Below are 12,305 nucleotides of genomic sequence, written 5' to 3' on the forward strand. Positions count from 1 at the left end.
CGTCGTCGTCCTGACTTCGTTCCCCGAATCCGTGAGCTACTCGACGGCGACACGAGAGGTCAGCGACGCCGTGAAAGTGCTCCTGCGGTGAGTCACTCGGTCGTGCCGACAAGGCCGCCCTGCGCGCCCGTCTGCGGAAGCGGCCACGGCCGCACATCCCCGCTGACGTCGATCTTGCGCACAGTGGCGGGTTTCGGCGAAGCGCTCTTCGAGCCGATCCACGCCAGGACGTCCGGCAGCTGCGCCTTGAAGGTGTTCATGTTGTGGCCGCCGTCGGGGACGGTCCACGTCGACAGCGCGAACGGCGGCACGAGCGCCCGGCGGATCCGCTCGATCGACTGCAGCTCGTTCTGTTCCTGATCGCCCGCGATCATCAGGAGCTCAACCGGCGACGGATGCCTCGCGACGTTCAGCGTGACGGTGTTCGCGTCGACGATGTCCTGCCGCCCCCTGAAGAGGTCTTCGGTTCCGCCGTCGAGCGCGGCCTTGTCGTACCCGCTGACGCTGACGGCGTTGGCGTACCACTGCGGATGCCGGGTCGCGAGGTTGACCGCGCAGTACCCGCCGGACGACCAGCCCGCGATGGTCCACGACTTGCGATGGGCGCCGACATGCAGCGTGCGCGCGGCCCAGGAGCGGATGTCCGCGGAGAGGAACGTGTCGTTGGCTTTGCCGTTGACCTCGTCGACGCATTCCGAATCGTGCCCGGCCCTGGGAAACCCGCTGGGATCCGGGATGACGACCACCGAAGGCGGCAGCAGCTTGTTCTTGATGGCCGTGTCGAGCGCGTCCGGCAGCTGGTAGCCACTACCGGCGACCTCGGGCCCGGACGGGTAATTCGGAATCCATTCGATCACCGGAAAGGTAAACCCGGCGTAAGCGGGATCGTAATACTGCGGCGGCAGATACAAATTGACGTCGCGCGTCAGCCCGCTGCGGTCGCCGGTCACGGTCATGTGGAACATGGAACCCTTGCCTTTGGCACCACGATCGCGGTTGTAGTCCTTCAGCTGGTCCAGCCCGGCGCCGTTCGCCCCGGCGTCGCCCTCGGTGCCTTCACCGGAAACGTTGGCAGTGCCCAACAACGCGCCCATGGTCGGGAAGAAGCCGCCGATCATGTTCACCGTCAGCCCGCTGATCACCAGCACCAGTACAACCGCGACCAAAGTGGACGAACTGCGCCCGACGCGGATCCATTTCCATTTGTCCCAGAACCACGGCACCAAAACCACAGCGAGCAGCGCCAAGACCCCGACGACGATCAAGCCGAACACGGAATCCAACCTGATGCTGCTCATATGCACAACCAAAGGACGTGCGAGCACCAGTTGATGTTGCATCCTGTGGTCTGGGTCACCCCATGCCGAAGGGGATCTCCCCGGCGGAAGTCCCCTTCGGCAAGCCGTGTCCTCAGCCCTCCAGCGCCGTGCGCAGCGCACCGATCGCCTGCGTGATGGCGGCTTCGGCGGCGTGGGTTTCGCGCAGCGCGTTCACCATGACGAAGTCGTGGATGATGCCCGCGTACCGCACGGCCGTGACAGGAACACCGGCCTGACGCAGCTTCGAGGCGTACGCCTCGCCCTCGTCGCGGAGCACGTCGGCTTCACCGGTGATGACCAGTGCCGGCGGCAGTCCGGCGAGCTCTTCGAGGCTGGCGCGCAGCGGCGACGCGGTGATCTCGGCGCGCTGGGCCGGGTCGGTCGTGTACTGGTCCCAGAACCACTTCATGCCTTCGCGGGCAAGGAAGTAGCCCTCGGCGAACAGCCGGTACGACTCGGTGTCGAAGTTGGCGTCGGTCACCGGGTAGAACAGCACCTGCTGCCGGAACCGCGGGCCACCGCGCTGCTTGGCGAGGATGGTCAGGGCGGCGACCATGTTCCCGCCGACCGAGTCACCGGCGATCGCGATGCGGCCGGCGTCGAGGTTCTTCTCCGCGCCGTGCTCGGCGACCCAGGCCGCGACGGCGTAGTTCTCTTCGATCGCGACGGGGTAGCGCGCTTCCGGCGAGAGGCTGTATTCGGGGAAGACGACAGCCGCGCCGGTACCGACGGCGAGTTCACGCACCAACCGGTCGTGGGTGTGGGCGTTGCCGAAGACCCAGCCGGCGCCGTGGAGGTAGACGACCACGGGAAGTACGCCGGTGGCGCCCTTCGGCCGCACGATCCGGACGGGAACGTTCGCGATCTTGGTCTCTTCGATGTCGACGTCCGGCTTGGCGATGTCACCGTCCTGCACACCGTCAACGGCCTTGCGTCCCTCGGCCGGCGGCAGCTGGAAGAGATACGGCGGGGCATCAGTGGCTTCCGCAAACGCTTGCGCGGCGGGTTCCAGGATCAGGTTGCGTGGGTTGGCGGTCATAACGTTCTCCTCGGGTCTCGAAGTGCCTGCAACTGAGTTAGCGCGCAACTCAGTTGTACACAACTAAGTTGTCTCCAATGAGATTTATGGCACTTGAGTAGCGCGCGCCGATGTCCCGGGGCATGATGGGAGGTTCGAGACAGAGGAGAAGCAATGACGACGAAACCGGCATCGCTACGGCTGGACGATCAGCTGTGCTTCAGCCTCTACTCGGCGTCGCGCGCGGTCACCGGCCTCTACCGCACCCTGCTCGACGACCTCGAGCTCACGTACCCGCAGTACCTCGTCATGCTCGCGCTCTGGGACGATGACGAGCGCCTGGTCAAGGAGCTCGGCATCGCGCTCAACCTCGACTCGGGCACGCTTTCGCCGTTGCTCAAGCGGCTCGAAACCGCCGGGCTCGTGCGCCGCGACCGCCGCGAGGACGACGAGCGCTCGGTCCGGATTTCCCTCACCGAGCAGGGAAAAGACCTGAAGAAGAAAGCTGTCGGCATCCCGGACATCGTCGCCGAAGCCATGGCACTCAGCCCCACGCAGCTCGACGAGATGCGCAGCGCGATGAGCCTTCTCACCGACTCCGTCAACGCCTACCGCGCGTCACACACCTAGCCGAACGGTCGCGTAAAGCAAGGCCTGGGGCGCGACTAGCATTCGGGTATGGCGGATCACGGTGAAGCCCTGAAGGCGATCGCGGACAGTTTGGATCGTCCTTCCGCGGCGCGGATCTACGACTACTTCATCGGCGGCGACACCAACTACGCAATCGATCGTGAGTTCGCCGAAAAGGTCCGGAAGCGGCTGCCGCTCATGGGCGAGTACTGCAAGACCAGCCGCGGGTTCCTGGGCCGGGCCGTGCGCGAGGTGTCGCAGCTGGGCATCACGCAGTTCGTCGACATCGGCTCCGGGCTGCCGACGGCCGGCAACGTGCACGAGGTCGCGGACGACACCCGCGAGGAGTACGACACCCACGTCCTCTACATCGACAACGAGCCGATCGCGCTGGCTCACTCGGAGGTGCTGCTCGCCGATACCGCCGACCCGGACAGGCATCAGGCGATCGCCGCCGACTTCCTGGACCCGGACGAGCTGTGGGACGAGGTCCGCCAGTCGGAGATCATCGACACCGACCAGCCGATCGCACTGGTGATCAACGCCGTCATGCACTTCATCAAGGACGACCAAGGCCCGGACGCCCTGCTGGCGTTCTACCGCAACCAGCTGGCCCCCGGCTCGATGCTGATCCTTTCGCAGATGACCAACGAAAACCCGGTCAACGAGGACGAACGGCAGGCTCTGCTCGACCTGATCGGTTACTACGAGACCACGACGAACCCCGCCGTCATGCGGTCGATGGCGGAGTTCTCGCGCTTCTTCGGCGACTGGCCGCTGCTCGAACCGGGCCTGGTCTACGCGCCCGCGTGGCACCCCGACGAGGACACGCTGTTCGCCGCTTCACCGTCGGAATCCCGCGTTATCGGGGGCGTCGGCCGGAAGCCGTGACCTCGGCAAGCGCGTCGTGCACGGCGGCGCGCCCCAGGTCGACGGCCTTGCGCAGCACGCCCGGGTCCCGTTCCAGCGAGCCGACGTCCGGCGATCCCGCGGGCGGGCGCACGGTGAAGAGCGCTTCGTTCTCAGCCAACTGTTGTTCGTCGACAAGGTCGCGCTCGTAAGTAGTGCGCCAGAGGTCCAGCGTGCCCGGCGCGTGACGTCGCAGAATCCGCGGGACGAGCGCGTCCTGGAGGCGCGGCGGCCGCAACGGCAACTCGTCCGCGCGCCGGGTTCGCAGCACGAGGACGTGCGTCGCGCCTTGCTTCAGCGCGGTGTGAAAGGGAAGCGGCTCCGCGAGCCCAGCGTCGACGAACCGCCTGCCGCCCAGCTGAACCGCCCGCCCGGCGAGCAACGGGATGCACGCCGTCGCCATGAGCGCGAGCTGCAACGTCCTGCTGTCGGTGATGAACGGGTGCAGATCGGTGGCTTCGCCGGTGTCCGCGTCCGTCGCCAGCGGACGAAACGGGACCGGACTCGCGAGGATCGCCGGGAAATCCATCGGCTGGAGACCGTCGTAAACGTTGTGGACCAGGAAATTCGTGTCCACCACCGGACGTCCACGCAGCGGATGCCACGGGTTGATCACCCGCCGCATCACCGACGGATCCCACCACGACGCCATCCCGGTCGCCGCGCGCCCGCACACCAGCCACGCGCCGTTCAACGCGCCCGCCGACGAGCCGTAGACGTCGTCGAAGCAGGACAGCAGTCCCAATTCATCGACCGCCATGACCATTCCGCTCGAGTACGTTCCCCGGCTGCTGCCGCCCTCGATCGCGAGGGCGAGCCGATGACCGTCGTCACGCTTGCCGGTTTCATGTCGTTCGGCGATCAGCCGCAGTACGGGGTGCACTCTGCCCATTGTGGACCGCTGGTTCGTGTGCGCACCGTCGCCTCCGTTGCGGTGAACCCCGCGCGGCGCTGATGTGCCGCGCTGACCTGGGGTTCTACCGTGGACAAATGGGCTTCGAATCGACCACGCGCAAACGCGAACTGGGCAGGGAACTGAGAACCGTCCGAGAGCGGGCCAGGCTGAGCGAACGTGAACTCGGCCGGATCCTGGAATGGCCGCACAGCAAGATCTCGCGCGGCGAAAACGGCCTGCAAGATCTGACCGAACTGGACGCCGCGACCTACACCGCCGCCTGCCGCGCCCCCATCGCCGACCGAGACCGCCTGACCAAACTCGCCAGGGAAGCCGACTCCGACTACTGGGTCCGCCCGTACTTCGGCCAGCTCACCGACACCCTGCGCTCGATCCTCGTGCAGGAAGGCCTCTCCGAGGCGATCTCCTACTACCAGCCGACAGTCATCCCCGGCCTGCTCCAGATCGAGCCGTACGCCTGGGCGATCTTCCGCTCCGCGGCCAAAGTGACCGAAGACCGGATGAAAATCCTGATCAAGGCCAGGATGGATCACCAAGATCTCCTGCGCCGCAGGCGCCCGCCGAAGTGCGAATTCCTGATCCACGAACGTGCCCTGCGAACGATGATCGGCGGCACGAAGGTCATGCAGGAGCAACTGCTCCACCTCCTCCTCTCGAGCTCCCTCCCGCACTGTTCGATCCGGGTCGTTCTCGAACCGACCGATGTCTATTGCCTGATCAGCGGCACCTTTTCCCTCATGGAATTCGAAACTCACCCCGCCGTCGCCCACGCCGATACGTACACCGCGGGGATCTTCATCGAGGACCGGTTGGCCGTCGAGTCCTACTTCGGCCTCCGCGAAAGGCTGAGGCAGGACGCCTTGAGTAAGGGAGAATCACGGGAGTGGCTCGCGGAACTCGCGAACCACTACGACCGCATGGAGGAGTAACCCCGATGAGCGAGCTGGCCTGGACGAAGAGCAGCTACAGCAACGGTGACGAACACAGCACCTGCGTCGAAGTCGCCATCACCCCCCAGGCCACCGCCATCCGAGACTCCAAGGCCCCTGCCTCTGGCCAGCTCGCCGTCCCCCACCCCACCTGGCGCGCCCTGCTGGCCCACCTCGCCTAAAGCGCTATGAACGGACCGTTCCTTGCGAAAAACGCTAGGAACGGTCCGTTCATAGCGTCTTGGGTGATGCGCGTCTCGTTGCACTGCAACGCGTTGCATATGATGCTGGGCAGATGGCGTTGGAGCACGCGATCCTGGTGTCCCTGTCCGAGCGGTCCGGCTCGGGCTACGAGCTGACGCGCAGGTTCGAGAAGTCGATCGGGCTGTTCTGGAACGCCACCCACCAGCAGATTTACCGCGTCCTCAAGCGCATGGAAGAGGCTGACTGGGTCGCGGTCGACCACGTCGAGCAGGACGGCCGCCCGGACAAGAAGGTCTACACCGTCAGCGACCCCGGCCGCGCCGAGCTCGTCCGCTGGCTCGCCGAGCCCAACGACTCCGCCGGTACCCAGGAACTCGCCGTCAAGATCCGCGGTGCCGCGTTCGGCGAGGTCAGGGCCGTGGCCGACGAGATCCAGCGGCACCGCGACAGACACGCGCAACAACTCGACGTCTACCTGCTGATCGAGAAGCGCGACTTCCCCGCCCCGGCCGACCTCACCGGCCCGGCGCTGCACCAGCACCTCGTCCTGCGCGGCGGAATCCGCACCGAGCAGGGCTTTGTCGAGTGGTTCGAGGAAGTCCTCCAGGCCTTGAAGGGTGATCGACGATGAGCCAGTACCCCAACCTGCTGTCCCCGCTCGATCTCGGCTTCACCACCCTGCGCAACCGCGTGCTCATGGGCTCGATGCACACCGGCCTCGAAGACAAGGCGTCACATTTCCCGCAGCTCGGCGAGTACTACGCCGAGCGCGCACGCGGCGGCGTCGGCCTGATCGTCACCGGCGGGTTCGCGCCCAACAAGACCGGCTGGCTGCTGCCGTTCGCGTCCAAGCTCTCGACGCCCGCGGAAGCCAAGGCGCACAAGCAGTTGACCGATCCAGTGCACGAAGCCGGCGGCAAGATCGCGCTGCAGATCCTGCACGCGGGCCGGTATTCATACAACCCGCTGAGCGTTTCGGCGTCGAGCATCAAGGCGCCGATCAACCCGTTCCGCCCGCGCGCGCTGACCGGTTACGGTGTCCTGCGCCAAATCCGCGCGTTCGCCGACTGCGCGGTGCTCGCCCGCGAAGCCGGGTACGACGGCGTCGAGATCATGGGCTCCGAGGGCTACCTCATCAACCAGTTTCTCGCCGAGCGCACCAACAAACGCAAGGACGGCTGGGGCGGCTCGCCCGAAAACCGCCGCCGGTTCGCCGTCGAAATCGTGCGGCGAACCCGGCAGGCTGTCGGCCCCGACTTCGTCATCATCTACCGACTGTCCATATTGGACCTGGTCGAAGGCGGCCAGAGCTGGGAAGACGTCGTCACGCTGGCGAAAGAGGTCGAAGCCGCAGGCGCGACGATCATCAACACCGGCATCGGCTGGCACGAAGCCCGCATCCCGACCATCGTCACTTCCGTGCCCCGCGCGGCCTTCACTTGGGTGACCGGGAAACTCAAGCCGCATGTCTCGATCCCGGTCGTCACCTCGAACCGGATCAACATGCCCGAGGTCGCCGAAGAGGCGCTGGCCAGCGGCGATGCCGACCTCGTCTCGATGGCCAGGCCGTTCCTCGCCGACCCGAACTGGATCCTCAAGACCGCCGAGGGCCGCGAGGACGAGATCAACACCTGCATCGCCTGCAACCAAGCCTGCCTCGATCACGCGTTCAAGCGCAAACTGGTGTCCTGCATGGTGAATCCGCGCGCGGGACACGAAACCGAACTGACGCTAGCGCCGACTCGCCGAGTGAAGCGCGTCGCGGTCGTCGGCGCCGGACCGGCCGGACTCGCCGCGGCGACCAGCCTGAGCGGACGTGGACACACCGTCGACCTGTTCGAAGCGGACGGTGAGATCGGCGGGCAGTTCGGCATCGCCCGCCGCATCCCCGGCAAGGAAGAGTTCGCCGAGACTATCCGTTACTACGGAAGGCAAATCGAACTCACCGGCGTCAAGCTGCACCTGAACACGCGTGCTTCCGCGGCAAGCCTGATCGACGCGGGCTTCGACGAAGTCATCCTCGCCACCGGCGTGATCCCGCGCGTACCCAACATCCCCGGTATCGACCACCCGAAGGTTCTGTCCTATGTAGACGTCGTGAAACACGGCAAGCCAGTGGGAGACAAGGTCGCCGTGGTCGGCGCCGGCGGGATCGGCGTCGACGTCAGCGAGTTCCTGACCCACACCACATCGCCGACGCTGGACCTCGACGCGTGGATGTCCGAGTGGGGCGTCACCGATCCGGAAACGGCGATCGGCGGCCTGACCAAGCCGAAGCCCGAGCCGTCACCCCGTCAGGTTTTCCTGTTGCAGCGCAAGAAGACCGGTATCGGCGCCGGACTCGGCAAGACCAGCGGCTGGGTCCACCGGGCCGCGCTCAAGGCCAAGGGCGTCGAGCGGATTCCGGGTGTGAACTACGAAAAGATCGACGACGCCGGCCTGCACATCTCCTTCGGCGACAAGCACGAGAACCCGCGTGTGCTCGACGTCGACACCGTCGTCATCAGTGCCGGCCAGGAACCCGTCCGCGACCTCGCCGACGAACTCCGCGCGGCCGGGATCACCACGCACCTGATCGGCGGTGCCGATGTCGCCGCCGAACTCGACGCGAAACGCGCCATCGACCAGGGCACCCGTCTAGCCGCCACCCTCTGAAGCAACCAGTTCGCGAAAGTGTGACTCACGTGCCGTGGCGGGCGTTCGCGCCGAGGAGTCGTCGAACCAGTCCGCCAGTGCGGCCCAGCGGTGACTCCGGTCGTCGGCCGTCACCTTGTCCTCGCCCGCTTCGACCAGGTTCCGCAACGCCACCACCGCACTCTCCATCCGGCGGTCACACTCCTTGATGTACCGCTGCGTGCGGTGGTTGATCTGGTCGATACCCGACGGCCGGTCGTTGCCTTCCTCCGGCTTTCCGGTGAGTAGGCCCGCGTATTTCCTCACCAGCGACGACTCGCTGTACAGCGGAAACCCTTCCACCACACCGTCATAGCCGAATTCCGCCGCCCAGCCGCGAAACGCCGTGACGGCTTCGTAGCGCGTGAACCAGTCCTGGTGCCCGGCGACCAGCCGTGAGACCAGACGCCAGGCGTCACGCTCCGAGCGGTTCGTCTCGCTCTCGTCCTCGTCAGCCACATCCGGTGCGGAAACCCTGTCGTGCCAGTACTTCGAGCGACAGCGGCCGATTTCGCTGATGAGCAGGGAAAGGTAGGTGACTTGTTCCCATACGTGCACCTTGCGTGGCCGCAGCGTCGCAGGGCGGGCCGGGGAGAAGGTGACGATCTCGAAGTTGCGGAAATGCGCTCGTCCGCGCAGCGACGCGAGGTCAGGATCCTCGGCCAGCACCCAGGTACGACGGCTGGCGAGGTGACTGCTGTGACTCGTCGTCGTGGCCCGATACAACTCGCCGACGGCGTGCTTGGCCAGATCGTCCGCCGCCTGCACGGGCAACTGGACCGCGATCAGCGGATCCACCGGCAGCAATCCGACGGCGTACACGCACGCCGCGTTGTAGCTTTCGTTCCAGTACGGCGTCCGCCGCCACCGTGACCGCGTCGCTTTTACCGCGGCGACAAGATTGTTGACGTCCATCGGCCATCTGCCGGTCGGGAAGAGCTTGCCCAGCCGGGATTTCCGGCCCGGATGCGGATCGGCGAGCTGATGGACGGGCACGCGGCCGCCGTTGACATCGGCGTCCGCCATCGCCCGGCGCAGTACCGACCACACCAACGTCAACCGGAGCGCCCCCACGGACACCGTCCGCGACAGATTCCGCGCCCGGCGCAGGCGAATCGTGCGGTACGGATGGTAATCGTCGATCAGCCGCTCGATCTCGAACTGCGACAACGCGGCGAGATACGCCCGCAGCCGCCGCGACCGGTCCGCGTACTCGGTGCGTTTCCGTTGGTACACCGGGTCTTCGGGATCGAGCGGAGTCGTGCTCAGTTCCTCGACGGGGAACGCGAGCAGTTCCCGATGCAGCGTTTGCCTTTCCGCACGCGAGATCCATCGGTCGACTGTCCGGATGTCAAGCCGCGCGTAACGCTGGAACCGGTGATGCAACGCGGCCCGCAGGTTCGCGCGCTGGACCGACCGGGCGTCGAACTCCGGCCGGTTCTCGCAGGTGGGCTTGCGAATCCACCACGACGCCGCGATCCGGTCACCCTGCCCGAGCACGAGCGCATGCCGATAGCGCGCGACAAGCAACGCGTTCGCGTGCCGCGCTGTCAGCCCACGGCGCTGGCGGGTGAAATCCGGCCCGATCCACCACTTGGCGAGGCGCGGTGTTCCCCGGCTGCACAACGTGATGACGTCGTCGTAAGTGGCCAGTGCGTCGAGCAGCAGGTCCAGTTGTTCTTGCAGCGCACCGATTTCGAGTCTGATGTAGACGTTTGTCGGATCCCACTCGATCGCCCGGTAGTACTCGGCGAGCGCTTCGTCGTACTGGCGCTCCAGCGTGAACTGATTCGCGCGCTGGTAGGCGTCGAAAAGTTCGGCGGGGATTTTCGCGTTGAGCCAAGGCGCCCAGTAGATGTTGCCGCAGAACTTGCTGCGCGGCATCACAAGCGCGGCGACGGCGTTGGCCGCGCGTTCCAGCACCCGCGGCAGCGTCTCGTCCTCGATCACCATCGGACTGGCCGCGAACCTTGGTGCGCGAACCAGTTCGAGGATCAGCCGATGCTTTCCGGTGACTTCGTCGAACCGGACCGTGCCGCTGACCCTGAACGCCGACGGCGGCCGCACCAGCTTGACCAGCCGGGAGGCCGCCTTCCACCAGCTGTCCATGGCTTCGCCGGCGTTCTCCACGATCTGGATGAAGTCGTACGACGTACCAACACCAGGGACCGCCGTCGGCGTGTACAGCTTCGACTCGTTGAGGATGCGTTTGAACACGGCCGTCACATCGGGCATTTTCTCGCCTTTGGCGTCCAGGAAATCCTGGATGTCAAGCTGGTCCGCGCGATACGCGGCCCGTTCGAGCCGGATCCGGCCGGTGCCGTACAGCGCCAGGATCAGGAAGACGGCCAACCCCGCCGTCTGCAGCACGATCCAAGTGATCGACGTCGATACCGCCGTTCGCGCGATGTACCGCTCAGCGAACCACTGCTGGTACGGCAAAATCATGAGCGCCAGCGCGAGCAGCGCGAAGATCGCCGTGAAGAAATACCACCGCACACGGCGGGCCTTCGGCAGTTCGGCTTCTTCGATGTCCCGTTTCCGCCTGATGCGCATCAGATCCGCACCTCCCCTTGCGAGTCTGTGTTCGCTCCCAAGATCCGATTCGTTACGACCTGAACACTTATCGTGACTTCGCCGCGATGGCAAGTAGCGTGGCCCGATGCTGAATTCCGCGCAGTTGGTCGGCTTCGTGCCGACCACCGACATCACCCGGGCAAGCGCGTTCTACAAAGACGTCCTCGGCCTCGAACCCGACGGCCTCAGCGGCCACGCCGCGGTTTTCCACAGTGGCTCTACGACCCTACGAGTCACCACCGTCGCCGAACTCACCCCGCATCCGTTCACGACGATCGGCTGGGAAGTCGAGGACATCGCCGCGACGACGGCGGAACTGGCCGCCAAGGGCGTCGAGTTCAAAACCTTCCCCGGCTTGGGTCAAGGCGCGAACGGCGTCTGGACCACGCCGACCGGCGAAAAGGTCGCCTGGTTCACCGACCCCGACGGCAATCTCCTGTCGGTGATGGAGCCCACTGGCAATTAAACAACGCTGTTGCTTTACTAGAGGCCATGAGCACTGACCTCCTGGCCGAACTCGCCGCCCAAGAAGAGCGCCTGCAGTTCACCCACTTCGACAACGACACCGCTTGGGCCCTGGGCGTGCACCTGGTCGAAGCCGCGAAGGAACGCCAGCTCGGAGTGACCGTCTCAATCCGCCGAGGCACTCAACGTCTCTTCCACGCGGCCCTCCCCGGCACCTCCGCCGACAACGACGCCTGGATCGAGCGCAAAAGCCGGGTCGTGGACCGCTACGGCCACAGCTCGTTCCTCATCGGCACCCAGTTTCGCGCCAGTGGGAGCACCTTCGAAGAGTCCTCCCGACTGGACCCGGACCTCTACGCCGCCCACGGCGGCGTCTTCCCCGTCATCGTGAAGAACGTCGGGCCCGTAGGCACCGTCGGCGTCTCCGGCTTGCCGCAAGCTGAGGACCACGCCTTCGTCGTCGAACAACTAACCCTCTTCCTCGCCCGCTAACCCCCTGGTCACCGGCGTCGTGAGTGCGTAACAGTGTTCTATTGATGGGTAAGGCAAATGTGGCGTGTTCAATCTGCGGCGTAGCGGACTTCTTGTTTGCCGAAGAACGCTTTCACCCTGCCGGGCTGGTTCTGACGGCGGCGTAGATGGGTCCGGGCCTCCTCGGCGAGTTC

12 protein-coding genes are annotated in these 12,305 nt (G+C 65.8%); 8 read left to right on the forward strand and 4 right to left on the reverse strand.

The window, feature by feature from the left end; genetic code table 11:
- Positions 1-92: 92 nt before the first annotated feature.
- Together VGP60_RS03805 and VGP60_RS03810 are read right to left on the reverse strand one after the other, a co-directional pair.
- Positions 93-1,298 carry an alpha/beta hydrolase gene (locus tag VGP60_RS03805; RefSeq protein ID WP_327546419.1) on the reverse strand — a complete coding sequence of 402 codons (1,206 nt, stop codon included), beginning with the start codon at positions 1,296-1,298 and terminating at the stop codon, positions 93-95.
- A 112-nt stretch (positions 1,299-1,410) separates the two neighbouring features.
- Positions 1,411-2,358, reverse strand: coding sequence for an alpha/beta hydrolase (locus tag VGP60_RS03810; protein WP_327546420.1), 948 nt, complete (start codon positions 2,356-2,358; stop codon positions 1,411-1,413).
- Between the two features lie 153 nt (positions 2,359-2,511).
- Between VGP60_RS03810 and VGP60_RS03815 the strand changes: the two genes are divergently transcribed.
- Both VGP60_RS03815 and VGP60_RS03820 read left to right on the forward strand, forming a co-directional pair.
- Complete coding sequence (locus VGP60_RS03815) at positions 2,512-2,967, forward strand: MarR family winged helix-turn-helix transcriptional regulator (RefSeq protein ID WP_327546421.1); 456 nt, start codon at positions 2,512-2,514, stop codon at positions 2,965-2,967.
- Between the two features lie 48 nt (positions 2,968-3,015).
- Complete coding sequence (locus tag VGP60_RS03820; protein ID WP_327546422.1) at positions 3,016-3,858, forward strand: SAM-dependent methyltransferase; 843 nt, start codon at positions 3,016-3,018, stop codon at positions 3,856-3,858.
- On the opposite strand, the gene VGP60_RS03825 is transcribed toward VGP60_RS03820, so the two are convergent.
- Complete coding sequence (locus VGP60_RS03825; protein ID WP_327546423.1) at positions 3,830-4,768, reverse strand: patatin family protein; 939 nt, start codon at positions 4,766-4,768, stop codon at positions 3,830-3,832. The genes VGP60_RS03820 and VGP60_RS03825 overlap by 29 nt on opposite strands.
- Before the next feature lie 98 nt (positions 4,769-4,866).
- On the opposite strand from VGP60_RS03825, the gene VGP60_RS03830 reads away from it, so the two are divergent.
- From VGP60_RS03830 to VGP60_RS03845, 4 genes are all read left to right on the forward strand, one after another.
- Positions 4,867-5,721 carry a helix-turn-helix transcriptional regulator gene (locus tag VGP60_RS03830; protein WP_327546424.1) on the forward strand — a complete coding sequence of 285 codons (855 nt, stop codon included), beginning with the start codon at positions 4,867-4,869 and terminating at the stop codon, positions 5,719-5,721.
- 5 nt (positions 5,722-5,726) lie between these two features.
- Positions 5,727-5,903, forward strand: a complete 177-nt coding sequence (locus tag VGP60_RS03835) for a DUF397 domain-containing protein (protein WP_327546425.1) — start codon at positions 5,727-5,729, stop codon at positions 5,901-5,903.
- Positions 5,904-6,016: 113 nt separating this feature from the next.
- Positions 6,017-6,556 carry a PadR family transcriptional regulator gene (locus tag VGP60_RS03840; protein WP_327546426.1) on the forward strand — a complete coding sequence of 180 codons (540 nt, stop codon included), beginning with the start codon at positions 6,017-6,019 and terminating at the stop codon, positions 6,554-6,556.
- Positions 6,553-8,580 carry an NADPH-dependent 2,4-dienoyl-CoA reductase gene (locus VGP60_RS03845; protein ID WP_327546427.1) on the forward strand — a complete coding sequence of 676 codons (2,028 nt, stop codon included), beginning with the start codon at positions 6,553-6,555 and terminating at the stop codon, positions 8,578-8,580. Before VGP60_RS03840 ends, VGP60_RS03845 begins: the two co-directional genes overlap by 4 nt.
- On the opposite strand, the gene VGP60_RS03850 is transcribed toward VGP60_RS03845, so the two are convergent.
- Positions 8,563-11,154, reverse strand: coding sequence for a hypothetical protein (locus VGP60_RS03850; RefSeq protein ID WP_327546428.1), 2,592 nt, complete (start codon positions 11,152-11,154; stop codon positions 8,563-8,565). The genes VGP60_RS03845 and VGP60_RS03850 overlap by 18 nt on opposite strands.
- 106 nt (positions 11,155-11,260) lie before the next feature.
- Here VGP60_RS03850 and VGP60_RS03855 point away from each other — a divergent pair, with 106 nt between their 5' ends.
- Together VGP60_RS03855 and VGP60_RS03860 are read left to right on the forward strand one after the other, a co-directional pair.
- Positions 11,261-11,641 (forward strand): VOC family protein, encoded by a 381-nt coding sequence (locus VGP60_RS03855; RefSeq protein ID WP_327546429.1) that lies wholly within the window; start codon positions 11,261-11,263, stop codon positions 11,639-11,641.
- Positions 11,642-11,667: 26 nt separating this feature from the next.
- Positions 11,668-12,132: a heme-degrading domain-containing protein gene (locus tag VGP60_RS03860; RefSeq protein ID WP_327546430.1), complete on the forward strand. Its 465-nt coding sequence runs from the start codon at positions 11,668-11,670 to the stop codon at positions 12,130-12,132.
- The last annotated feature ends 173 nt before the right edge of the window (positions 12,133-12,305 follow it).

This window comes from Amycolatopsis sp., from assembly GCF_036008905.1.
In the GTDB taxonomy this organism is placed as follows: domain Bacteria; phylum Actinomycetota; class Actinomycetes; order Mycobacteriales; family Pseudonocardiaceae; genus Amycolatopsis.

Coding starts and splice junctions, on each gene's coding strand:
- VGP60_RS03805 (WP_327546419.1), bottom strand. CDS start 1,298: ATGAGCAGCATCAGGTTGGATTCCGTGTTCGGCTTGATCGTCGTCGGG.
- VGP60_RS03850 (WP_327546428.1), bottom strand. CDS start 11,154: ATGCGCATCAGGCGGAAACGGGACATCGAAGAAGCCGAACTGCCGAAG.
- VGP60_RS03820 (WP_327546422.1), top strand. CDS start 3,016: ATGGCGGATCACGGTGAAGCCCTGAAGGCGATCGCGGACAGTTTGGAT.
- VGP60_RS03810 (WP_327546420.1), bottom strand. CDS start 2,358: ATGACCGCCAACCCACGCAACCTGATCCTGGAACCCGCCGCGCAAGCG.
- VGP60_RS03830 (WP_327546424.1), top strand. CDS start 4,867: ATGGGCTTCGAATCGACCACGCGCAAACGCGAACTGGGCAGGGAACTG.
- VGP60_RS03860 (WP_327546430.1), top strand. CDS start 11,668: ATGAGCACTGACCTCCTGGCCGAACTCGCCGCCCAAGAAGAGCGCCTG.
- VGP60_RS03825 (WP_327546423.1), bottom strand. CDS start 4,768: ATGGGCAGAGTGCACCCCGTACTGCGGCTGATCGCCGAACGACATGAA.
- VGP60_RS03835 (WP_327546425.1), top strand. CDS start 5,727: ATGAGCGAGCTGGCCTGGACGAAGAGCAGCTACAGCAACGGTGACGAA.
- VGP60_RS03845 (WP_327546427.1), top strand. CDS start 6,553: ATGAGCCAGTACCCCAACCTGCTGTCCCCGCTCGATCTCGGCTTCACC.
- VGP60_RS03855 (WP_327546429.1), top strand. CDS start 11,261: ATGCTGAATTCCGCGCAGTTGGTCGGCTTCGTGCCGACCACCGACATC.
- VGP60_RS03815 (WP_327546421.1), top strand. CDS start 2,512: ATGACGACGAAACCGGCATCGCTACGGCTGGACGATCAGCTGTGCTTC.
- VGP60_RS03840 (WP_327546426.1), top strand. CDS start 6,017: ATGGCGTTGGAGCACGCGATCCTGGTGTCCCTGTCCGAGCGGTCCGGC.